Below are 20,791 nucleotides of genomic sequence, written 5' to 3' on the forward strand. Positions count from 1 at the left end.
ATTGAGCGCGGATGAGGCTGGCGACTCCCACATTGATTGTTTGGCTCACTGCTAGCGTAGAGATAAAAAAGGCGACGTTACGTATAAATTATCTAACGTGAACAAAAGAAAAGCATAATTTTATAAACGTTTTTGGTGGCGCATGCTGTGGCTATGTCTCATAGGGCCGGAGCTGGACACCATGTTTAGTTTAAAAAGTAATACCATCTCGCAATCCTCAGAGGGGACTATTGAAGACCGCCCCTCCCATTCTGCGCTGAATCAGCACTACTGGATGCCGTTTAGCGCCAACCGCGACTTTCATGCGAACCCGCGTGTTATTACCGGGGCGGAAGGGCGCTATTACATTGATGATCAGGGCCGTAAGTTATTCGATTCGCTTTCCGGGCTATGGACCTGCGGCGCGGGCCATAACCGTGAAGAAATTCAAAAAGCCGTGGCGGCGCAGTTAGGCAGCCTCGACTTTGCCCCTGGCTTCCAAATTGCCCACCCGCTGGCGTTCAAATTGGCGGAAAAGATCGCCAGCTTAACGCCAGCCGGGCTGGACCACGTGTTTTTCACCAACTCCGGTTCAGAAGCCGCCGATACGTCGGTCAAGATGGCTAAGGCGTACTGGCGGTTAAAAGGTAAGCCGGAAAAAACCCGCATGATTGGTCGTGCCAAGGGTTACCACGGGGTGAATATTGGTGGCACCAGCCTGGGCGGCATTGGCGGCAACCGTAAACACTATGGCCAGTTGATGGATGTCACCCATCTGCCGCATACCCTGCAGGCAGGCCATGCTTACACCCGTGGCCAAGCGGAAACTGGGGCGGAACTTGCTGATGCGCTGCTAGAGCAAATCGCGCTGCACGATGCCTCGACGATTGCGGCGGTAATTGTTGAGCCGATGTCGGGCTCTGCCGGGGTGATTGTGCCGCCCAAAGGTTATCTGGATCGGCTGCGGGAAATTTGCACTGCCCACGATATTCTGCTGATTTTTGATGAAGTGATCACCGCCTTTGGGCGTAGCGGCGCCACCACCGGTGCTGAAGCCTTTGGCGTGACGCCGGATATCATGAACGTGGCCAAGCAGATCACCAACGGCGCGATTCCCATGGGCGCAGTGATCGCATCCAGCGAGATTTTCGATACCTTTATGCACGCTGGCGGCCCTCAACACGCCGTTGAGTTTCCCCACGGCTATACCTATAGCGCACACCCCGTGGCCTGCGCGGCGGGGCTCGCGGCGCTGGAGATGATGGAGCGTGAGAACTTCCCAGCCCAAGTCAGTGCCATTGCGCCTACCTTCGAGCAGAAGCTGCACGCTTTAAAAGGCCGCAACCATATTGTTGATATTCGCAACTACGGTTTGGCCGGTGCCATCCAGCTCACGCCGCGCAACGGCGACCCCACGGTGCGGCCCCGCGATGCGCATATGGCGCTTTGGGAAGCCGGCTTTTACGTGCGTTATGGCGGCGATACCCTGCAATTTGGCCCTCCCTTTGGCACCACGGAAGCCGAGCTTGAGCGTTTGTTCGATGCCGTCGCGAGCACCCTGGATTCACTGGCATAACGTTGGCCAACCCTGTTTCGGAGTTTAATGATGAGTACTGTTTCCCACCTGATTAACGGCGAGTTAGTTGAAAGTAAGCGCACGCTGGAGGTTACCAATCCTTCCACGGGCAAAGTGATTCGCCATGTGGCCGATGCCAGCGCGGCGGATGTAGAGCGTGCCATTGCCGCCGCCCAGGTTGCTTTTCCTGCCTGGCGTGATACGCCGCCCGCCAAGCGTGCCCAGGTGATGTACCGCTTTAAGCAGCTGCTAGAAGAGCACGCAGACCGCCTAGTGCAGCTGGTCAGCGAAGAGCATGGCAAAACGGTAGAAGATGCCATGGGCGAGCTGAAGCGCGGCATCGAGAACGTCGAGTACGCCTGCGGCGTGCCAGAGCTTTTAAAAGGCGAGTATTCCCATAACGTGGGGCCGGGTATCGATGCCTGGTCTAACTTCCAGCCCTTGGGCGTGGTCGCGGGTATTACCCCGTTTAACTTCCCAGCCATGGTGCCGCTGTGGATGTACCCGATGGCGATTGCCTGCGGTAACACCTTCATTCTCAAGCCTTCAGAGAAAGATCCTTCCGCCGCTATGGCGGTGGCCGAACTGCTGCAAGAAGCGGGACTGCCTAAAGGCGTTATGAGTGTGGTGCACGGCGGTCGCGAAGCGGTAGAAACCCTGCTGGATGCCAAGGCCGTTAAAGCTATTTCGTTTGTGGGTTCAACGCCGGTGGCGGAAGCAATTTATACCCGTGGTTCAGCGGCGGGCAAGCGCGTTCAGGCACTCGGTGGGGCGAAGAACCATGCCGTAGTGCTACCGGACGCCGATTTAGAGAACGCCGCCAATACGCTCATGGGCGCGGCTTATGGTAGCTGCGGCGAGCGCTGCATGGCGATCTCGGTGGCGGTGTGCGTGGGTGATGAAACGGCAGATCGTTTGGTCGAAACCATGCTACCAAAGATTGCCGAACTCAAAGTAGGCCCAGGTACCGATAAAGGCCTGGATATGGGGCCGCTAGTGACGGCAGAGCACCGTGAAAAGGTACTCGGCTTTATTGAGGATGGCGTAAACGCCGGCGCCACGCTGGTAGCAGATGGCCGCGGCCTAACCGTTGCTGGCCATGAAGAGGGCTACTTTGTCGGTGGCTGCCTGTTCGATAACGTCACCGCTGAGATGCGCATTTACCAGGAAGAGATTTTTGGGCCAGTGCTGTGCATCGTGCGGGTCGGCAGCCTGGATGATGCCATGCAGCTGATTAACGACCACGAATACGGTAACGGCACCTGCCTGTTTACCCGCGATGGCGAGGCCGCTCGCCGCTTCACCGATGGTATCGAAGTAGGCATGGTGGGGGTGAATGTACCGCTGCCCGTGCCGGTGGCTTATCACAGCTTTGGCGGCTGGAAGCGTTCGCTGTTTGGCGACCTTCACGCCTACGGCCCCGACTCGGTACGCTTCTATACCCGCCGCAAAGCCGTTTCCCAGCGCTGGCCTTCGGTAAGTGAAGCCACACGGGCGGAGTTCTCGTTCCCCACTAACCAGCGTTGACGCCGTGCGCTAACTGCGCCATCTTCTCTGCACCACCGCCTGCACTATTGTTGGGCGGTGGTGCATTTTTTTGTGCGTAATTTTTAGCCGTTAGGGTCGCAAAGGGATAACAGCGTGGCGAGAACACAGGATGAGATTCGGCAAACCAACGTCAAAAAGATTCTGCAGGCAGCAGAGCAGCTATTTGCCGAGAAAGGCTACGCCGGTGCCTCCATGGGGGAGATTGCCCAGTTAGCCGATCTGCCGAAGTCCAACGTGCACTACTACTTCGCGACCAAAAAAGCGCTTTACCAAGAAGTGCTGCTGGCGCTGTTAGAAGTGTGGAAGCAAGACGCGCTCTGCTTTGAGCTGTATGACGACCCCCGGGTGGTACTCTCCACCTACATTCGCGCCAAGATGAATCACTCCCGCTACCGCGCCCACGGCTCCAAAATTTGGGCCGCAGAAGTGATGCAGGGTGCGCCGATTCTCAAGGAGCGGCTGCGCGATAACCTCTATGAATGGGCCAAGCTGAAAGAGTCGAAAATCCGCGAATGGATCGATTCCGGGCAGATTACGCCCGTCGAGCCGTCTTATCTGCTTTACATGATCTGGGCCTCCACCCAGCACTACGCCGACTTCGACTACCAAATTGCACTGCTGAATGACGACAAGCCACTGAATGATCTACAGTTTGAAAAAGCCGTGCAGTCGGTGACCTCGGTGATTTTGCGAGGCATTGGGCTGACGGCGTGAGCAGTACTCAACGACTTAGCTGCACAGACGTATCGAACTTATGCCGCTTTCGTGACAGTAACGTGCGGAACTTGCGGAGGTTGTCGTGGGCATAGAGCACGCTGTCGCAAAAGCGGTCGTACTCATCTAGGTTAGCGACGGCCACGATCAACACAAAATCACACTCACCCGTTACTTGATAGCACTGCTTCACTTCAGGGGCGTTGACCGCTGACGTCAAGAACCGCTGGTAGAGCAACTTGTTATCCCGCTCCATGGTGACTTCCACCACCATATGAAGGCACTGGCCTAGGGCGTCAGGGTTGAGTAGCGCAACCTCGCGCGCAATGATTCCAGCATCGCGCAATCGATTAACTCGCTTTAAACAGGCAGAGGGTGAAAGCCCTATCTCATCTGCTAATGCTTGATTGGTCAGGCTGGAATCGCGCTGAAGTTGGTCAAGAATTCGTCGATCAATGGCGTCCATGAAATAAAATGCTCTTTCAGTTCGTATAAAGAACGAATAGTGATTGTTAGGGCTGTATTGGAAAGAAGGTTCTGCGGTGCTCCCATTATCATAGCGTTTGTTCAAACGATGGCAATGGAGGGCTCTAATGCGGACGAAAACCTACCAGTGGTTAGCTGGGGTAAGTTGCGTGTTGCAAGACGCACTGCGCGTGTATGTGACGTTACTCAAAATCCTGATACCTGTTTTGCTCATCGTCAAAGGGTTAGAGCTGCTCGGTATGATCGAATGGTTGGGGGCGGTGTTAGCCCCTTTAATGAACATACTCGGGTTGCCTGAACAAATGGGCGTTGTGTGGGCGGCGGCGCTCTTCACCAATTTGTACACCGCCATTGCGGTATTTTTCCAAGTCGCCGGGGAAACGCCTTTAAGTGTTGAGCAGGTAACGGTACTAGGGGCATTGATGCTGGTAGGGCATTCGCTTCCCGTTGAGGGAGCAGTAGCCAAGCGCGCTGGCGTACCTTGGTGGGGCACGCTGGTTCTGCGTGTGGGTGGGGCTTTACTGCTTGCTTGGCTGCTACACTGCTTCTATTCGTATTTTGGTTTGTTGCAAGCACCCGTTGACTTGGTATGGCAGCCAAGTTTTTCACCAGCACCAACGCTCAGCAGCTGGGCGTTGGCACAGTTGGAAACGTTAGCGCTTATTTTTGTGATTATTTTAGCGCTGATTGTGCTCTTAAAACTTTTAAAAAGGCTGGGTCTAGAGCGTTGGATTCATCTTGGCTTGCTACCCTTGCTCCAGCTACTAGGCATTGGCCGTTCGGCAGCGAATGTGACGGTCATTGGTTTCACGCTGGGGTTAAGCTATGGCGCAGGGCTGCTGATTCGTGACGTGAAAAATGGAGTGCTAAGCAAGCGCGACAGCACGTTAGCACTTTGTTTTCTCGGTCTCTGCCATAGCGTTATAGAAGATACGCTGCTGATCTTAATGCTTGGAGCCGATATAACGGGCATCTTATGGGCGCGGTTCCTCTTTGCGGTTATTGTCACCGCGATAATTGCCCGTTGGCCCAAAGCTACGGTGAAGAATAAATCACCTCATCATCGACCCAGATGATTAAATTTACCCCTACCCACGATGATTGCCTTACCGCCCACATTGACATAGCCAGACTTAATCTCACCATTGGCGGTGGTGTGGATGACACTGGGTCGCCCCATTTCAACACCTTGGTGAATCTTACAGTGCAGGGGATCGGGGTTGAGTGACGCTAAATAGCCGGTTAACGCTGCTGCAGCGCTGCCAGTGGCGGGGTCTTCGCAGAGACTGGCGTGCATGCAGAACATACGGCTCCGTACAATCGTCTCTTCGTTATCGCGTTGCTCCACCACGTACAGGTATATCTGTCCAGCGCTGCTGGGTGTAACAGCATCGGTCCATACTGCACCGGCGATTTGAATCTGCTCCAGGGCTGCTAGGTCCGCTAGCTCAATAAGATGAAAGGGCAGCCCGAAAGAGGCAATGATGGGATCGCCAATGACTTGGTGAATGTCCAGCCCCAGAAGTTCAACGGCAGTAAGGCGATCAATTGTGCTGCTCATGATCATGACGGGCTGGGCGGTCTTAAACGCTGCTCCCTCTTTTTTATAATTAACCGCTAATTCGCCGACAGGTGGCTGTAGCACAATGCCTTGCTCGCGGTTGACGAGGCTTAACTCTGCCAGTAGATGCGCGGTGCCTACGGTGGGGTGGCCAGCAAATGGCAGCTCAGTCGTCGGTGTGAAAATCCGCATAGGGTAGTGATTAGCCTTTGTCGCCGCGCCTAAAAATACCGTTTCAGCCAAGTTAAGCTCATTGGCAATTGCCTGCATGGTGCTGGTTTCAAGCCCATCGGTATTTAAAAAAACCGCCAACTGATTGCCCGAAAAAGGCTTATCGGTAAACACATCCAATAGGTAATACTCAGCAGTTTTCATATGGGCCTCTTTTGAATAACGAGTGCTTCCAAAACGGTTTATGACCCTCTTTGCGTGCTTGAGCGCGGGTAATACCGATATCTTCCAACAGTCGGTCATCGAGGGTTAATAACTGAAGGCGGCTGCGACGGCGTTGATGGAATTGACGTAATTGACAGCGAAACTGGGTGAGGCTGAAGCGTGGCATGGCGGCTCTCCTTGGTGGCGGTGTGCTCATCCAGATTACGCAGCCGTGCTTAAGCAATACAGATATAGACTTTTCTATTTTAAAGATACAGATGGCCTGTGTTATACCTCTGTATGCGTGCTAGTGAAGTAATCTGTATTGTTTGGGAGCTTTTCTTTAAAACTGTATTGTAGATCGTTTTGAAGACCGTCTTTAAGCAACAGGAGGCAGGGGAATGACGCGTTACGAGGAAGTTGCTGGCATTTTGCGGGAGCGGATTGAGCACGGGATTTATCGCGTGGGCGACCGGCTACCTTCCATTCGCGCGGTCTGCCAAGAGCTGAAGGTGAGTATCTCAACGGCGCAAGAAGCTTACCGCCAGCTCATGGACGCCGCGCTGATTGAGTCGCGGCCAAAGTCGGGCTACTTTGTGCTGCCTTGCCGTATTCCCTCTGTTCTGCCTTCTGTCTCCAGGCCTGCCCAGTGCCCGCTGGATGTCTCCCAGTGGGACCAAGTGCTGGAGCTCGTCGCTACCCAACGAGACGATAAACGGCTGCTGCTGGGGCGCGGCGTGCCCAATCTTGAGGTGGCATCGTTAAAGCCGCTGTCGAAAATCCTTGCCGGGCTGCACCGTAGTAACGATCTGCACGGCTTCAACTACGACAAACTCAGCGGCAGCCCTGAACTGCGCCAACAGGTGGCGCGCTTGGCGGTGGCGTCTGGTTGCCTGCTGCACCCGGATGATGTGCTGATTACCACCGGCTGCCAGGAAGCGCTCTCCATTGCACTGCGTACGCTCACCCAACCTGGCGATGTGGTGGCGGTAGATTCGCCCAGCTTCTACGGCACCATGCAGATTCTGAAAGCCAACGGTTTAAAGGCGCTGGAGATTCCCACCGACCCGCAAACCGGCATCAGCCTGGAAGCGTTAGAACTGGCGCTAGAGCAGTGGCCTATTCGTGCTATTCAGGTAACGCCCACCTATAACAACCCCTTGGGCTATACCATGCCGGAAGCGCGTAAGCGGGCGCTCTATCAGCTTGCCCAACGGTTTGATGTGGCCATTATTGAAGATGATATTTATGGGGATTTGACCTACACCCAACCCAGGCCGCTCACGATAAAATCCTTTGATACCGATGGGCGCGTACTGCTGTGTAGCGGTTTCTCGAAAACCTTGGGACCTGGCTTGCGCGTGGGCTGGCTGGCCCCTGGCTGCTACCGGGAAAAGGCACTGCATATGAAGTACGTCTCCACCGGCGCTTCCGCCACGTTGCCGCAATTGGCCGTGGCGGAGTTTGTCGCCAAGGGCCATTTTGAGCGTCATCTACGCGCTGTTTCGCGCCAGTATCAGCGCCAGCGGGATGTGATGATCAGTTGGGTGCAGCGCTATTTTCCAAAAGGGTCAGGCATTAGCTATCCGCAAGGGGGCTTTTTACTCTGGGTAGAGCTACCTGCAGATGTCGACTGCGTGCGCCTTAACGAGCGCTTAGCGCAGCACGCTATCCATGTGGCGCCGGGGTCGCTGTTCTCTGCGTCCGGGAAGTTTCGCCAGTGCCTGCGGTTGAACTATGCGTTTACCTTAACGCCAGCGATGGAAGAGGCGGTGCGCACGGTGGGTGAGCTAGCCAAGGAGATGGTGGAGAGAACACAAAGGGCCAGTGCTACAAATTGAACGTGCTGCCCCTTACCGGCGTCAGGCGGCCATGGTCGATAATAGGGCCAGTCGGCTGTCCTGCTGGTGCGCCGCCTTGAGGCTCAACGCTAACGGCTAAATCAGCATTGAATAATTGGTTGCGTAACGCATCGCTAGGCAGTAAGCGTTGGTTACCTTGCGACGGTAGTAGACCCAGTGAAACAGGCGTGCCATCGGCAATTAGCCATAGCTCGCCCGTCTGATTCTGGCCAACTTGGGAGGGTTGAATCGTCTGTACAATCAATTCACCCTGCTCAGTTGCGCTGATAATCCAACTGGGTGTGCGTGATTCATCCTGCACGACAAAGACGGCCTCTCCTGAAGGAAGCGTAGTGAGCTCTGCTTGTTGCCAAAGAAGGCCCAATGCCAGAGCCATTGCGCCAAAGCTGGCGGTCATGGCTTGCCAAGTACCCAAGCGTTGCCACCAGGGAAGAGTAAATGCCCCCGTTGCTTGTTTGACACCTTGCCATACCTGTTTGGGTGGTGACTTAGGATCAAGCTGCTCGTTCAGTATTTGTAGGTGCTCTCGCCAAGCATCGACATCATTTTGCAGATCATGGCTGACGGCCAGAAGAGCTTCAAAGCGCACTTTTTGTTCGCTATCAAGTACCCCTAACACATACTCTCCAGCCGCAAGATGACGCTCCTCAGAGCTGGCTAAATCCCACTGGTCAGGCATGCCTTTAACCTCTCAAGTCCGCGTCGAATCAAGCTTTTCACGCTCCCCAGCGGCTGGGTAAGCGTGTGGGCGAGTTCACTGTGTGTCAGCCCCTGGAAAAAGGCCATTTCCATTAACTGTCGTTGATGGCTGCTGAGCGTATTTAAACAGGTTTGCAGTTTGCCATGCTGTTGGGCGTTAATACTGTCGTCCTCAGGGTCGTCATTACTGAGCAGCGCCTCTAATAGCGGTTCATCTGCTGTTGAGTCTTGTGGCTTTTGGCGCCGTATCCAATCAATGCCGATATTTCTGGCCAGTGTAGATAGCCAGGTCATGGGTTTAGCCTTCGTGGCGTCATACTGGTCAGCAACGTGCCACACTCTTATAAACACATGCTGAAGACAGTCTTGTGCAGCCCTCTCATCTCTTACTATACGCAGCAACTGGGCATATAGATGCGCACAGGAGGCTCGATAGAGACGCTCAAAAGCTCGCCTATCACCTTGGGCACAGTTATTGAGTTGTTCAATAAGATACTGCTGTTGTTGTGTGGGGTCGGTCATTCAGGCATCTCTGCGCGTTAAAGCGGTACGTCAGTCTTGGTGAGTGTGGCGTTGAAGGCAATAGAGAGAATGAGCACCAAAAAAAATCACACAATAATGCATCCACTGGGCGCGACAGTGCGTATGTATGAATGAGCTTACATTGTTGAGCCATTTTAACGATAACCAGGAGATGCCCCAATGAAACTCAAACTTTTGGCTGCCAGCCTTTGTGCCGCTGCTCTTTGGACAGGTACTGCGTTTGCCGCTCACGGCCCGACCATGGTCGGCGGTGCAAATATGTTGCCAGAGCGTAATATCATTGAAAATGCTGTCAATTCTGGTGACCATGCAACGCTAGTAGCGGCGGTGCAGGCAGCAGATCTCGTGAATGTTTTGCAGGGCGAGGGTCCTTTTACTGTCTTTGCCCCGGTGGATGCGGCTTTTGCTAAATTGCCTGAAGGCACAGTAGATACGTTATTGATGCCAGAGAATCAGGAGCAGTTGCAAACTGTCCTAACCTACCACGTGGTGCCCGGCAATCTGACACGCGATGTGTTGTTGGAGCAGGTCATGGAAAATGACGGTACGGTAGCCTTTAAAACCGTACAAGGTGGGCATCTAACGGTGATGCGTAACGGCAACAATCTGATGGTCATGGATGCCCAAGGCAATAGTGCCAACATTACAGTGGTGGATGTGGCGCAGTCGAATGGCGTTATTCACGTGATAGATAGCGTACTGCTGCCATAAACTCTGCTGTATAAGCCTTAGCCCGCTAGTTGGCTAAGTTGTTGTTAAAGCTGCCGCTTTGAAAACAAAGTGGCAGTTTTTGTCTACAAAATCCGCTGCAGATGCTGACGGGCAGCATTAGACGCGATGGCATAGGGACTGAATATGCCCCTAAGTAATCACCGTGCCTTTCAACGTACGATAGAAGTAATCCGCGAACTAATGACCCAAGATTATTCAAGCCCATCACTATCTAAAGCTAGGTACGCGAAAATAAGATCAAGCCATTGATTTAATAAGTTTTTTAACGCCATTATTGTGCGGTTCGCCAAACGCACATTCCCGCGAAGTAAACAGAGGTCAAGCCTACGCCCCACAGCGCCCAGGCGGTATAATCAGGGCTTGAGAGAATTAACGCGGTCGTGCACACACACCACAACAGCGTGACGGCGATATTGAGCGGCATAAACAGGCGCACGCGAAACGGATGCAGAAACTTCATTTTGGTCACGGTCAGCACCGCCAGGACGAGGATCGCGGCAAACGTGATGAAGGGGGGGAAATCGAGAATATAAAAATAGGCTGCGGCAATGTTCCAAGCAGCAGGAAAGCCAACAAAGTAATTATCCTGGCTTTTCATATCGACGTTGCAGAAGCAGAACATCGACGATAGAAGAATAATAAAGACGGAGATCAGCCCTAAATAGGGTGGCAACTCAATGAAGTAGTAAATAAACAGAGCGGGAATAAACGCCCAGGTGAGGTAATCAATCACCATATCCAGCGTCGACCCATCGAAGTGGGGCAGTACGGACTTCACCTCATATTTGCGTGCCAGGGTGCCATCAATCCCGTCGATCATCATCGCCGCCCCTAGCCAGAGAAGGCAGGCTACCGGGTTATTATCAACCAGCGCGAGCAGTGCCATCGTGCCAAGCAGTACGCCGCTGGCGGTAAAGATATGCACGCTCCACGCCTTATATATTGAGGCGCGGGATTCGGTATGCGAAGAGAGCGATTGGACCACGGTAACCCCAGTGGGAACGCGTCGTCCCCTTGCTGTTAGATGGATTAATAAGCGTTTAAAAGACGATACACTACTATAGTTAAATCGTCAGGAAATACACGGTGCAGCTACTAAGTACCGCGTCAAAACATTGTCGCGGTAAGTTAGTACAAAAACAGGAGAGTCAGCGCATGACCCATGTCCGCTCTGCCACGATTCATGATCTCGATGCTTTAACCGAACTGCTGGATGGCTATCGGCAGTTCTATCATCAGCCAAGTGACATCGACGCAGTGCGGGACTTCTTGCGTCAGCGTTTTGGGCAGGCGGACTCGCGTATTTTAGTTAGCGAAAATAGCGACGGTCATCTCACTGGTTTTGTGCAGCTTTATCCTGGGGTATCCACGGTGGGCTTGAATGCCCGTTGGACGCTAAATGACCTGTTCGTGTTGCCAGCGTGTCGCGAGCAAGGCACGGGTAGGGCGCTGATGGACGCTGCCACCCATCTGGCTCGTGAGCATGGCGTCGCGCGTTTAATGCTCATGACGCAAGTAGAAAACGAGCGCGCGCAGCGACTTTATGAGTCATTGGGCTGGCAGCGAAATACCGCGTTTTATGGCTATCTGCTGGATGTGACATAAGCGGGTGTTATCTGCCTGTTCAGCCAAGCCACTGAGGGGTGACGATCTTGGCCGGCTCGCGCTGCATGATGATCTCGCCCTGGCGTACGGAAAGCAGCACCTCACCCTGGTTGCGCAGCACGCTGTAATCATCTTCGCCATCAAGTAGGTTGAAGCTGGCGGGCTTGCCAACCTCGATGCCATAACGTGCTTCGATATTCAGCGTGCGGGCGCTGTTATCAGTAATCAGAGAAAGCGCTTGGCTAAAGTCCTGATAACCCATCATTTGGCAGATGTGCAGTCCAAAATCCAGCGTTCGCAGTAGCTTGCCGTTACCGAGCGAGTACCAGGGGTCGAAGATGGAGTCCTCGGCAAAGCAGACGTTAATACCTGCTTCGTTTAGTTCTTTTACGCGGGTAAGGCCACGCCGTTTTGGGTAAGTGTCAAAGCGCCCCTGTAGGTGAATGCTTTCGGTAGGGCAGGAGACAAAGTTGATGCCCGAACGCTTGAGCAGCAGAAACAGCTTAGAGCAGTAGGCGTTATCGTAAGAGTGCATGGCTGTGGTGTGGCTGGCGGTTACGCGGCCGCCCAGATCATTAAACAGCGCTTCGCAGGCCAACACTTCAAGAAAGCGTGAGTTGGGGTCGTCGATTTCATCGCAATGCACATCCACCAAACGGTCATACTTGATGGCTAGCTCAATCACTCGCTTCATGGAAGCCACCCCTAGCTCGCGAGTGTATTCAAAGTGGGGAATGCCGCCGACAACATCTGCGCCGATCTCCAGCGCTTCTTCCAGCAGCTTATCGCCGCCTGGATAGGAAAGCAGGCCATCTTGGGGAAAAGCGACTACCTGAAGCTCAATCTTGTCTTTTAATTCATCGCGTAAGGCGCATAGGGTTTTAATGCCGATTAAGCTGGGATCGCTGGTGTCGGCGTGGGTACGTACACATTGCACGCCGTTGCCGATCAATAAGTTAAGCGTTTTTAGCGCGCGCTCGCGAATGTCTGCTTCGGTGAGCATAGGTTTACGCTCGCCCCAGCGCTCAATGCCTTCAAACAGTGTGCCGCTTTGGTTACAGCTGGGCTCGCCTGCGGTTAGCGCGGCATCCAGGTGAATATGTGGCTCAATAAACGGCGCGCAAAGTAGCTTACCGCCTGCATCAATTTGCCCTTCCCCCGCCGTTTGCGGCGCGTCCTGAGCCGTGATCGCGGAGAAGGTGCCGCTCTCAATCTCAAGTCGGTAAAGCTCAGGGCGCTGGCGAAGACGGGCGTTAATGATCTGCATGTGTGCTCCCTCATCAAGTGAATAGCAATCGTCTAGTGATGGAAGCAGCCGGTGTGCCACGCTTAACGACCTTTAGCACTTAGCGCGTGCTTTCCACCAACAGCCCCCGCATTAACGTTGTGACCATGCTCTCGTACTCATCTGCCAATGAAAATTGCTGCGGGTCTTGTAGCCATTCAAAGCAAATGCCGATTAAAAAGCCATGAAATTGAAGCCGGGCACTGGCAGGGCTAAGCCCCTGGCGTAACTGCCCGTTTAACTTCGCCTGCTCAAACAACTGCTCTACTCGCGCTTTTGAATGCTCTGACAGCTGAGTAATCATACTCATACGGGGATGGTCATCGTCTAATTTTTCGCAGCGGTGTAGCACAATGGTCGCGGCACGTTGTAGGGGTACGTTATAGCAGATAGCGCTGAGCGCGCTTAGGGCTATTCCTTGTAAGCACTGGGTGGGAGCGTGGCCTAAACGGAGCACCGCCTCGTCAACAATTTCATCGAGCGGCACGCGAACACGTTCTAGCAGAGCATCGAATACCGCCGCTTTATCCTCAAAATGCCAGTAAATCGCACCGCGGGTAACGCCAGCCGCTGTGGCAATGTGGGCCAAGGTGGTGCGCGACACGCCTTGAGCGAGAAACTGGGTTTCTGCAGCATCAAGAATGGACTCGCGGGTGCGTTCAGCCTCAGCTTTGCGGCGTGACATAGTAGCTCCTAAAAAAGTGCCCATATATTGGCATTACTGAATGGCAAAGTCGCCACGAGGCGATTAGTATACATTTTAACTGACATTCATGAATGTCAGTTAAAATTCTCATGACTGCGTATTGATAACACCGCCGAGGAGTCCGCTGTGCGTAACCCTGTGATTCGATTGCTTCCAGCAGTGCTGGCCTTGCTGCTGACAGCCGGTGATGCTTATGCTGAAAGCCAGAATGAACCTCCTCCTCGGCCGGTGAAGCTGATCACACTGGAAGCATCGAGTGCTTCACTACAGCGCCAGTTTCCTGCGCGTGTAGAGGCCACTACGCGCAGCAATCTTTCGTTTCGCATGGCGGGTGAACTTTTAGAGCTAAATGTTAGCCCGGGCCAGCGGGTGACAGAAGGCACCTTGATAGCGCGTATTGACGATCGTAACGTGCGTAGCGAGTTAGATAGCGCCAGTTCTCGCCTGGAGCTGGCGCGGGCAACCCACGAACGCATGCGTTATACCCTAGAGCGCGGAGCGATTAGCCAGGCGCGGTTTGATGAGTCAGAGGCGGAGCTGCGTGCCGCTCGGGCGACCTTTGAACAGGCTGAAGAGCAGCTAGAAAATACCCAGCTACGTGCCCCTTACGATGGCGTGATTGCCCAGGTGCCGGTGAATAACCGACAGATTGTTCAGGTGCAGGAAACCGTGGCGGTGATTCAGCAGCCGGGTCAGCTTGATGTGATCTTCCATTTGCCGCAGCAGATCGTTCAGCAAATACCACGCAATGATGAGGTGACACCGTTTGAAACGGCAATGGCCTTTGAGGTGCGGTTTGGCAACAGCGAAAAACCTTACCTTGCGCAACTCGCGTCTTATACCACCCAGGCCAGTGCCCAGAGCCTTGCTTATGAAGTAACACTTCGGCTACCGCAGCCCGACGATATCACGCTGCTCGATGGCATGAGCGCCACCGTGCGACTTGATTTAGGCCAACTTTTACCCGCGTCTGAGAGCGCTGTCTGGCATTTGCCCCCCGAGGCGATTAGCTACCGTGGTGACAGCCCAGAGCAAGCGGTGGTGTGGCGTTTTCAGGCACCTGATCGTTTAGAAGCGGTGCCCGTCGAGGTGGGGCGCTTAACGTCTAGGGGGTTAGAGGTAAGCGGCGAGTTAGACGCGGGTGATCGTGTCGTCGCAGCGGGCGCTCATCGCATCAGTGCTGATATGCGGGTAACGCCATGGGAAAAGGAACAGGGGCTATAAGATGGTTGATTACTTCCTACGCCATCGGGCTGCTAGTTACTTAATGACCGTGGTGCTGCTAGTGGGTGGGTCGCTCGCTTTCACCGGCATGGGGCAGCTTGAGTTCCCTGAATTTACCATCCGCAATGCGCTGGTCACCACCCAGTACCCCGGTGCTACGCCAGAAGAGGTGGAGCAGGAAGTCACCTCGACACTGGAAGAAGCTATTCAAGAAATGCCCGCGATTAAGCGCATCAGCTCGGTAAGTTCTGATGGTTTTTCGCAGATCACCGTCGAGCTGCAAAGCACGGTGCAAAACGAAGAGCTACAACAGCTGTGGGATTCATTACGCCGCAAAGTAGGCGATGCTCAGGCGGCCCTGCCGCCAGGGGCCAGCCAGTCACGGGTTAACGATGATTTCGGCGATGTCTTCGGTCTGATGATTAACCTGACCGGTGACGGCTACGCCATGCCGGACTTAAAAGGCCATGCCGAGTTTCTTAAGCGTGAGCTTGCGCTGGTAGATGGCGTTGAAAAGGTATCGCTGGCGGGCGTAAGGGAAGAGCGCATTTTTATAGAGGTTGACCGAGAGCGACTGCGTGCGCTGAACATTCCGTTAAGCTCACTTCAGCAGCTGCTTGATACGCAGAATGCCGTCGTGGACTCGGGGCACCTGAAGCAGGGTGGCCAGCGCTTCCGGATAACGCCTTCAGGTAGTTCCGCCAACATCGACGACTTGCGCGCATTAATTGTTAGTGAGGGTAACGGCGAGCTGGTGAGGCTGAGCGATATCGCAGAGGTATCCCGTGGCTTGACCGAGCAACCCCAGCAGCTCTATCGCGATATGGGGCGCCCGGCTATTTCCCTGGGCATCTCGTTTGAAAGCGGCGTTAACGTGGTCGAAGTAGGCGCCCGCCTTGATCAGCGGCTTGAGGAGTTAGACGCGCGCACCCCGTTAGGCATGGAGCTTAACGTGGTCTATGACCAGCCGAGCGTGGTGGATGAGGCGGTCTCCGGTTTCCTCGTCAGCCTGATTCAGGCGGTTGCTATCGTGATTGTGGTGCTCATGCTGTTTATGGGCTGGCGCAGCGGCCTGCTGATGGGCTTTATTCTGCTGATCACTATCATCGGCACTTTTATGCTGATGCGCATTCACGGCTTGCAGTTGGAAAAAATCTCGCTGGGCGCGCTGATTATTGCGCTGGGTATGCTGGTCGATAATGCCATTGTGGTGACGGAAGGTATGCTGGTGGGCCTAAAACGTGGCCAAAGCATACGAGAATCGGCACATCAGGTGGTGCGGCAAAACGCATGGCCGCTACTGGCCGCGACGCTGATTGCGGTGGCCGCCTTTGCACCGATTGGATTGTCGCCGGATACCACGGGTGAGTTTATTGGCTCGCTGTTCTATGTGTTGTTGTATTCACTGCTGTTGAGCTGGCTGACGGCACTGACGTTAACGCCTTTCTATTTCAAGCTGCTGTTTCGCAATGTGGCCCCCAGCAGCAAAGACGAAGACCCTTATAAAGGCGCTGTGTACCGCGTGTTTAGCCGCGTGATTGTGGCGGGTATCCGGCTGCGTTGGCTAACGCTTGGGCTGGTGATGGTTATCTTGGCAGGCGCGGTTTTCGGTTTTGGGTCCGTCAAGAATGCCTTTTTCCCTGCCTCGAATACGCCCATCTTCTTTGTCGATTACCGCACACCGGAAGGCACCGATATTCTGGAAACCCAGCGGCGGGTGGCTGAGTTGGAGGGGGTAGTCATGGACATGGAGGGTGTTCGCCATCTCACCACCGTTATAGGCGGCGGTGCCCAGCGCTTTACCTTGACCTATGCGCCGGAAGACCGCTATGCCAGCTATTCGCAGCTCATTGTCGAAACCGACAACAAAGCGACGCAGCAAGCGCGCATGGCGGATGTCGAGGCGGTACTTGAGCGCGATCATAGCGATATCGATTATAAAATTGCCCCGTTGGAAGTGGGGCCTGCCCCGAAAGCCAAGATTGAAGCCAGGCTGTACGGCAGCGACCCCGCTGTATTGCGCCAGCTCGGTGAGCAAGTCGAAGCCCTGTTTAACGATACATCCAATATGGTCAGCGTGCGCACTAACTGGCGCAATCGTGTTCAGGCCGTGGTGCCAATTTTTGCCGAAGACACCGCACGTCGCCTGGGCGTTACGCGTGAGAATTTGGCAGCAACACTGGCGCTGAGCACCAGTGGTAGCCAAGTGGGGATCTATCGTGACGGCAGCGACCTGATTCCGATTGTTGCCAGAGCGATACCGGAGCAGCGTAATGATATCGACAACTTGGGGTCGCTAAACGTATGGAGCGCTGAACAGGGGCGTTACATTACGGCGGATCAAGTGATGCGCGATGTAACGACCCTGGTTGCTGACCCGCTGATAATGCGCCGCGACCGTGAACGCATGCTGGCGGTATATGGCGAGCCTGATCCGCTCAGCGGTGTGACAGCGGCGAGCGTATTGGCTCAGGTTCGGCCGCAGGTAGAGGGGCTTGAGCTACCGGCCGGTTACCGGCTTGAGTGGGGCGGTGAATTTGAGACCGCCGGTGAGGCGCAGAGCGGCCTGTTTTCGTCGCTGCCGCTTGGCTTGGTGATGATGTTTATTATCACGGTGGTGCTGTTTAACAACTTCCGTCAGCCGCTGGCGATCTGGTTTTTGGTGCCGCTAACCATTGTCGGTGTTGTGGCTGCGCTCCTGATAACGGGGATGCCTTTCTCGTTTATGGCGCTGCTGGGTACGTTGAGCTTAATCGGGATGGTGATTAAGAATGCCATCGTTTTGGTAGAGGAGATCAATGTGCAGCTGCCGCAGCACAAAGACCGTTATCATGCCGTGGTGCGCGCTGCCATTAGCCGTGTTCGCCCTGTCTCCATGGCTGCGCTAACCACCATGCTGGGGCTGATTCCACTGATTAGTGATGCCTTCTTTGCCAGCATGGCCGTCGCGCTGATTGGTGGGCTCGGGGTGGCCACGCTGCTCACCCTTATCGTGCTGCCGGTGATTTACTGCGTGCTTTATCAGATCAAGATTCATGAGGATTAAGGCAGTATTTGCCGATCATGAGTGACACTAGCTGAATGCATAATGACAGCCGCCCTCTTTGAAGAGGGCGGTGTCATTATCGAATAGTGGAGGGTGGTGAAGGGTTTACGAGGCCACGCGGAAGGGGTTGCGTGGGTCGTTGTCCCAGGCTAGGAACGGTTTGCCGGTCTCTTGAGGCACCATGGTGATGCAGTTTTCCACTGGGCAGGTGATTTGGCATAAGTTGCAGCCAACACACTCGTCTTCGATTACCTCGTAACGGCGTGCGCCGTCCTGCTCGGTGAGTTTGGCAATCGACTGGTGGGAGGTATCCTCGCAGGCGATATAGCAGCGGCCGCACTCAATGCACAGATCCTGGTCGATGTGGGCAATAGTCTTGAAGTTGATATCCAGGTGTTTCCAGTCGGTGGTTTGGGGTACCGCCTTGCGGGAGAACGCTTCGATGGAATCGTAGCCTTTCTCCGCCATCCAGCGGGAGAGGCCGTCCTTCATCTCCTCTACAATCCTAAAGCCGTTGAGCATGGCCGCCGTGCACACCTGCACGCTGCCTGAACCGAGGGAGATAAACTCCGCCGCATCGCGCCAGGTGGAAATGCCGCCGATGCCGGAAATAGGCAGCGTTGCGGTGGCTGGGTCGCGGGCGATTTCCGCTACCATATTCATCGCAATGGGCTTAACGGCGCTGCCGCAGTAGCCGCCGTGGGTGCTCTGGTGACCCACGGTAGGCATAGCGACCATATTATCCAGGTCAATGCTGGTGATGGAGTTGATGGTGTTGATCAGCGAGACTGCATCCGCGCCTCCCCGCAGCGCCGCCTGTGCACCCACACGAATATCGGTGATATTGGGGGTGAGTTTCACAATCACCGGTTTGGAGTAGTGCTTTTTACACCAGTAGGTGACTTTTTCGATCAGGTCCGGGTTTTGGCCCACCGCCGCGCCCATGCCGCGCTCCGGCATGCCGTGGGGGCAGCCTAGGTTGAGCTCGATGCCATCCGCACCGGTAGCTTCCACCAGCGGCAAGATATACGCCCAGGCTTCCTCGTTGCAGGGCACCATGATGGAGACGATCAGCGCGCGATCTGGCCAATCCTTCTTCACCTGGGTGATCTCTTTAAGATTGATCTCCAGTGAGCGGTCGGTAATCAGCTCGATATTGTTAAAACCGATGACTTCACGGTTCTTGCCGTAGTGGGCGGAGTAGCGTGATGACACATTGACGGCCGGTGGCTCTTCGCCAAGGGTTTTCCATACCACGCCGCCCCAGCCCGCTTCATAGGCGCGCACCACGTTATAGGCTTTATCCGTTGGCGGGGCCGAGGCCAGCCAGAACGGGTTGGGGGCTTTGATGCCGGCAAAATTTACCGAAAGATCGACGCCATTAACCACGCTGTCGCCGCTGTTTTTCTTGCCGGGTGGGGAAAACGGTAAGGTGCTCATGCGGCCTCCTGCTTGGCGGTAAGCGCTTGATGAATGGCGTGGGCCGCCAGTTTGCCGTGCTGCACGGCCTGTACGGTGAGGTCTTGGCCGGGTTGAACGCAGTCGCCCCCGGCGTAAACGTTGGGCATGGAGGTTTGGAACATCTCATTAACGTGAATGCGTTCGCCGTCGCGGGCGAGTTCTGCCGCCGTGGCATCATGCAGGCTAGCCGCGTCAAAGCCCTGGCCAATGGCCTTGAAGATCGCATCCGCAGCAATCTCAAACGTCTCACCCGTGGGTGCTAAGCGCCCGGCTTGCTCAGAGGTGTTGGCAAAACGCATGCCGGCGACGCGGCCTTGGGCGTCCAGCAGAATCTCATCGGGCTGTGCCCAGGTGACCATGCGCACGCCGTTGGCTTTGGCGATCTCTTGTTCGTGATCGGTGGCGGACATGGCTTCGACACCGCGTCGGTAAACCAGCGTTACTTCGCTGGCGCCTAAACGGGCCATTTGAGTGGCCATATCAATCGCGGTGTTACCTGCGCCAATCACGATGCAGCGCTTAGCGACCGCAAGAGTGCCCAAGTCATCGGCCTGGCGCAGGGCTTTGATGTAGTCCACCGCCGGCATCAGGCCAGGGGCGTCTTCCCCGGTGAGCCCTAACGCTCGGCTGGCACCAAGACCCAGGCCTAGGAAAACGCTGTCATACTGCTGGTGCAGGGTGTCGAGGGTCAGGTTATCGCCCAGACGCTGGCCGTACTGGATGTCGATGCCACCGATTTCGAGCAAAAACTCGACTTCCTTACGGGCGAAGTCGTCGGTCATTTTGTAGCGGGCAATGCCGTATTCGTTGAGGCCACCGGGCTTTTGCTCGGCTTCAAATATTGTCACTTGGTGGCCCAGCATGGCGAGGCGATGAGCGCAGGAGAGCCCCGCTGGCCCAGCACCGACAACCGCAATATGGCGACCAGTGGTGGCGGCGCGCTTGAACGGGTGGCCCTCAAACTGCATGTTGTCGGTGGCGTGGCGCTGTAATAAACCGATGAGCACCGGCTGACACTCGGCATCATGGTTACGCACACAGCTGCGTTCGCAGAGGATTTCGGTGGGGCACACGCGGGCACAGCTGCCGCCCAGAATGTTGGCTTCCAGAATGGTTTCAGCCGCGCCGTTGATGTTGCTTTCGCTGATCTGGCGGATAAAACTGGGAATGTCGATTTCCGACGGGCATGCCTCGATGCAGGGCGCATCATAGCAGTAGAGGCAGCGCTGGCTTTCGATGATGGCTTGGCGCGGTGTCAGCGGTGGATGCAGGTCGCTAAAGTTATCGTTCAGCGCCGCTGGGTCGTAGGTGCCGACCTCTTTTGCGCTGGGTAAATGATCAAGTGAATGGGTCACGGTCGTTTCTCCATTGCTCTGTACTTTAGTGAGG

General features: G+C 55.0%; 19 protein-coding genes. 9 read left to right on the top strand and 10 right to left on the bottom strand.

Translation table 11 applies throughout. From position 1 onward, the window contains the following. The first annotated feature begins 181 nt into the window (after positions 1-181). The 3 genes from LOS15_RS16455 (at position 182) to LOS15_RS16465 (ending at position 3,817) form a co-directional block, all read left to right on the top strand. The gene (locus LOS15_RS16455) at positions 182-1,555 is read left to right on the top strand and encodes an aspartate aminotransferase family protein (protein ID WP_317629616.1); all 1,374 of its coding nucleotides are present in this window, start codon (positions 182-184) and stop codon (positions 1,553-1,555) included. Between the two features lie 30 nt (positions 1,556-1,585). Further along, a complete protein-coding gene (locus LOS15_RS16460) occupies positions 1,586-3,082 on the top strand; it encodes a CoA-acylating methylmalonate-semialdehyde dehydrogenase (protein WP_263069769.1) in 1,497 nt (498 codons plus the stop codon). 114 nt (positions 3,083-3,196) lie between these two features. Continuing rightward, positions 3,197-3,817, top strand: coding sequence for a TetR/AcrR family transcriptional regulator (locus LOS15_RS16465; RefSeq protein WP_263067137.1), 621 nt, complete (start codon positions 3,197-3,199; stop codon positions 3,815-3,817). Between the two features lie 7 nt (positions 3,818-3,824). Here the strand turns inward: LOS15_RS16465 and LOS15_RS16470 are convergent, their stop codons facing one another. Then, positions 3,825-4,283, bottom strand: a complete 459-nt coding sequence (locus LOS15_RS16470; protein ID WP_263067138.1) for an Lrp/AsnC family transcriptional regulator — start codon at positions 4,281-4,283, stop codon at positions 3,825-3,827. Positions 4,284-4,410: 127 nt separating this feature from the next. On the opposite strand from LOS15_RS16470, the gene LOS15_RS16475 reads away from it, so the two are divergent. Continuing rightward, complete coding sequence (locus LOS15_RS16475) at positions 4,411-5,379, top strand: hypothetical protein (protein ID WP_263067140.1); 969 nt, start codon at positions 4,411-4,413, stop codon at positions 5,377-5,379. Here LOS15_RS16475 and LOS15_RS16480 read toward each other — a convergent pair. Both LOS15_RS16480 and LOS15_RS16485 read right to left on the bottom strand, forming a co-directional pair. Continuing rightward, positions 5,364-6,239 carry a PhzF family phenazine biosynthesis protein gene (locus LOS15_RS16480; protein ID WP_263067142.1) on the bottom strand — a complete coding sequence of 292 codons (876 nt, stop codon included), beginning with the start codon at positions 6,237-6,239 and terminating at the stop codon, positions 5,364-5,366. The genes LOS15_RS16475 and LOS15_RS16480 overlap by 16 nt on opposite strands. Continuing rightward, positions 6,226-6,426: a DUF1127 domain-containing protein gene (locus LOS15_RS16485; RefSeq protein WP_263067144.1), complete on the bottom strand. Its 201-nt coding sequence runs from the start codon at positions 6,424-6,426 to the stop codon at positions 6,226-6,228. Before LOS15_RS16485 ends, LOS15_RS16480 begins: the two co-directional genes overlap by 14 nt. A 214-nt stretch (positions 6,427-6,640) precedes the next feature. On the opposite strand from LOS15_RS16485, the gene LOS15_RS16490 reads away from it, so the two are divergent. After that, entirely contained in the window at positions 6,641-8,080 is a 1,440-nt protein-coding gene (locus LOS15_RS16490) for a PLP-dependent aminotransferase family protein (RefSeq protein WP_263067145.1), read from the top strand. On the opposite strand, the gene LOS15_RS16495 is transcribed toward LOS15_RS16490, so the two are convergent. Both LOS15_RS16495 and LOS15_RS16500 read right to left on the bottom strand, forming a co-directional pair. Then, positions 8,070-8,780, bottom strand: a complete 711-nt coding sequence (locus LOS15_RS16495) for an anti-sigma factor domain-containing protein (protein ID WP_263067147.1) — start codon at positions 8,778-8,780, stop codon at positions 8,070-8,072. The two genes, LOS15_RS16490 and LOS15_RS16495, sit on opposite strands and share 11 nt — an antisense overlap. Beyond that, positions 8,759-9,322 carry an RNA polymerase sigma factor gene (locus LOS15_RS16500; protein ID WP_263067149.1) on the bottom strand — a complete coding sequence of 188 codons (564 nt, stop codon included), beginning with the start codon at positions 9,320-9,322 and terminating at the stop codon, positions 8,759-8,761. Before LOS15_RS16500 ends, LOS15_RS16495 begins: the two co-directional genes overlap by 22 nt. Positions 9,323-9,502: 180 nt before the next feature. Here LOS15_RS16500 and LOS15_RS16505 point away from each other — a divergent pair, with 180 nt between their 5' ends. Then, complete coding sequence (locus LOS15_RS16505; RefSeq protein WP_263067150.1) at positions 9,503-10,054, top strand: fasciclin domain-containing protein; 552 nt, start codon at positions 9,503-9,505, stop codon at positions 10,052-10,054. Between the two features lie 292 nt (positions 10,055-10,346). Here LOS15_RS16505 and pcsA read toward each other — a convergent pair whose 3' ends face one another. Beyond that, positions 10,347-11,000: a phosphatidylcholine synthase gene (pcsA, locus tag LOS15_RS16510; RefSeq protein ID WP_263067151.1), complete on the bottom strand. Its 654-nt coding sequence runs from the start codon at positions 10,998-11,000 to the stop codon at positions 10,347-10,349. A 230-nt stretch (positions 11,001-11,230) separates the two neighbouring features. On the opposite strand from pcsA, the gene LOS15_RS16515 reads away from it, so the two are divergent. After that, positions 11,231-11,680, top strand: coding sequence for a GNAT family N-acetyltransferase (locus tag LOS15_RS16515; protein WP_263067152.1), 450 nt, complete (start codon positions 11,231-11,233; stop codon positions 11,678-11,680). A 19-nt stretch (positions 11,681-11,699) separates the two neighbouring features. Here LOS15_RS16515 and codA read toward each other — a convergent pair whose 3' ends face one another. Together codA and LOS15_RS16525 are read right to left on the bottom strand one after the other, a co-directional pair. Further along, positions 11,700-12,947, bottom strand: coding sequence for a cytosine deaminase (codA, locus tag LOS15_RS16520; protein ID WP_263067153.1), 1,248 nt, complete (start codon positions 12,945-12,947; stop codon positions 11,700-11,702). Between the two features lie 79 nt (positions 12,948-13,026). Then, positions 13,027-13,650, bottom strand: coding sequence for a TetR family transcriptional regulator (locus tag LOS15_RS16525; protein ID WP_263067155.1), 624 nt, complete (start codon positions 13,648-13,650; stop codon positions 13,027-13,029). Positions 13,651-13,797: 147 nt separating this feature from the next. On the opposite strand from LOS15_RS16525, the gene LOS15_RS16530 reads away from it, so the two are divergent. Beyond that, complete coding sequence (locus LOS15_RS16530; RefSeq protein ID WP_263067156.1) at positions 13,798-14,895, top strand: efflux RND transporter periplasmic adaptor subunit; 1,098 nt, start codon at positions 13,798-13,800, stop codon at positions 14,893-14,895. Position 14,896: 1 nt separating this feature from the next. Then, positions 14,897-17,941 (top strand): efflux RND transporter permease subunit, encoded by a 3,045-nt coding sequence (locus LOS15_RS16535; RefSeq protein ID WP_263067157.1) that lies wholly within the window; start codon positions 14,897-14,899, stop codon positions 17,939-17,941. Positions 17,942-18,046: 105 nt separating this feature from the next. On the opposite strand, the gene preA is transcribed toward LOS15_RS16535, so the two are convergent. Further along, positions 18,047-19,381, bottom strand: coding sequence for an NAD-dependent dihydropyrimidine dehydrogenase subunit PreA (gene preA / locus LOS15_RS16540; RefSeq protein WP_263067158.1), 1,335 nt, complete (start codon positions 19,379-19,381; stop codon positions 18,047-18,049). Continuing rightward, complete coding sequence (locus tag LOS15_RS16545; RefSeq protein WP_263067159.1) at positions 19,378-20,757, bottom strand: NAD(P)-dependent oxidoreductase; 1,380 nt, start codon at positions 20,755-20,757, stop codon at positions 19,378-19,380. Before LOS15_RS16545 ends, preA begins: the two co-directional genes overlap by 4 nt. Between the last annotated feature and the right edge of the window lie 34 nt (positions 20,758-20,791).

It is taken from the genome of Halomonas sp. 7T, assembly GCF_025643255.1.
Lineage (GTDB): Bacteria > Pseudomonadota > Gammaproteobacteria > Pseudomonadales > Halomonadaceae > Vreelandella.

What these genes read in the sequence shown, in the direction of transcription:
- LOS15_RS16455 (WP_317629616.1), top strand. Translation starts at nt 182, where the DNA reads ATGTTTAGTTTAAAAAGTAATACCATCTCGCAATCCTCAGAGGGGACT.
- LOS15_RS16460 (WP_263069769.1), top strand. Translation starts at nt 1,586, where the DNA reads ATGAGTACTGTTTCCCACCTGATTAACGGCGAGTTAGTTGAAAGTAAG.
- LOS15_RS16470 (WP_263067138.1), bottom strand. Translation starts at nt 4,283, where the DNA reads ATGGACGCCATTGATCGACGAATTCTTGACCAACTTCAGCGCGATTCC.
- LOS15_RS16475 (WP_263067140.1), top strand. Translation starts at nt 4,411, where the DNA reads ATGCGGACGAAAACCTACCAGTGGTTAGCTGGGGTAAGTTGCGTGTTG.
- LOS15_RS16480 (WP_263067142.1), bottom strand. Translation starts at nt 6,239, where the DNA reads ATGAAAACTGCTGAGTATTACCTATTGGATGTGTTTACCGATAAGCCT.
- LOS15_RS16485 (WP_263067144.1), bottom strand. Translation starts at nt 6,426, where the DNA reads ATGCCACGCTTCAGCCTCACCCAGTTTCGCTGTCAATTACGTCAATTC.
- LOS15_RS16490 (WP_263067145.1), top strand. Translation starts at nt 6,641, where the DNA reads ATGACGCGTTACGAGGAAGTTGCTGGCATTTTGCGGGAGCGGATTGAG.
- LOS15_RS16495 (WP_263067147.1), bottom strand. Translation starts at nt 8,780, where the DNA reads ATGCCTGACCAGTGGGATTTAGCCAGCTCTGAGGAGCGTCATCTTGCG.
- LOS15_RS16500 (WP_263067149.1), bottom strand. Translation starts at nt 9,322, where the DNA reads ATGACCGACCCCACACAACAACAGCAGTATCTTATTGAACAACTCAAT.
- LOS15_RS16505 (WP_263067150.1), top strand. Translation starts at nt 9,503, where the DNA reads ATGAAACTCAAACTTTTGGCTGCCAGCCTTTGTGCCGCTGCTCTTTGG.
- LOS15_RS16515 (WP_263067152.1), top strand. Translation starts at nt 11,231, where the DNA reads ATGACCCATGTCCGCTCTGCCACGATTCATGATCTCGATGCTTTAACC.
- codA (WP_263067153.1), bottom strand. Translation starts at nt 12,947, where the DNA reads ATGCAGATCATTAACGCCCGTCTTCGCCAGCGCCCTGAGCTTTACCGA.
- LOS15_RS16525 (WP_263067155.1), bottom strand. Translation starts at nt 13,650, where the DNA reads ATGTCACGCCGCAAAGCTGAGGCTGAACGCACCCGCGAGTCCATTCTT.
- LOS15_RS16535 (WP_263067157.1), top strand. Translation starts at nt 14,897, where the DNA reads ATGGTTGATTACTTCCTACGCCATCGGGCTGCTAGTTACTTAATGACC.
- preA (WP_263067158.1), bottom strand. Translation starts at nt 19,381, where the DNA reads ATGAGCACCTTACCGTTTTCCCCACCCGGCAAGAAAAACAGCGGCGAC.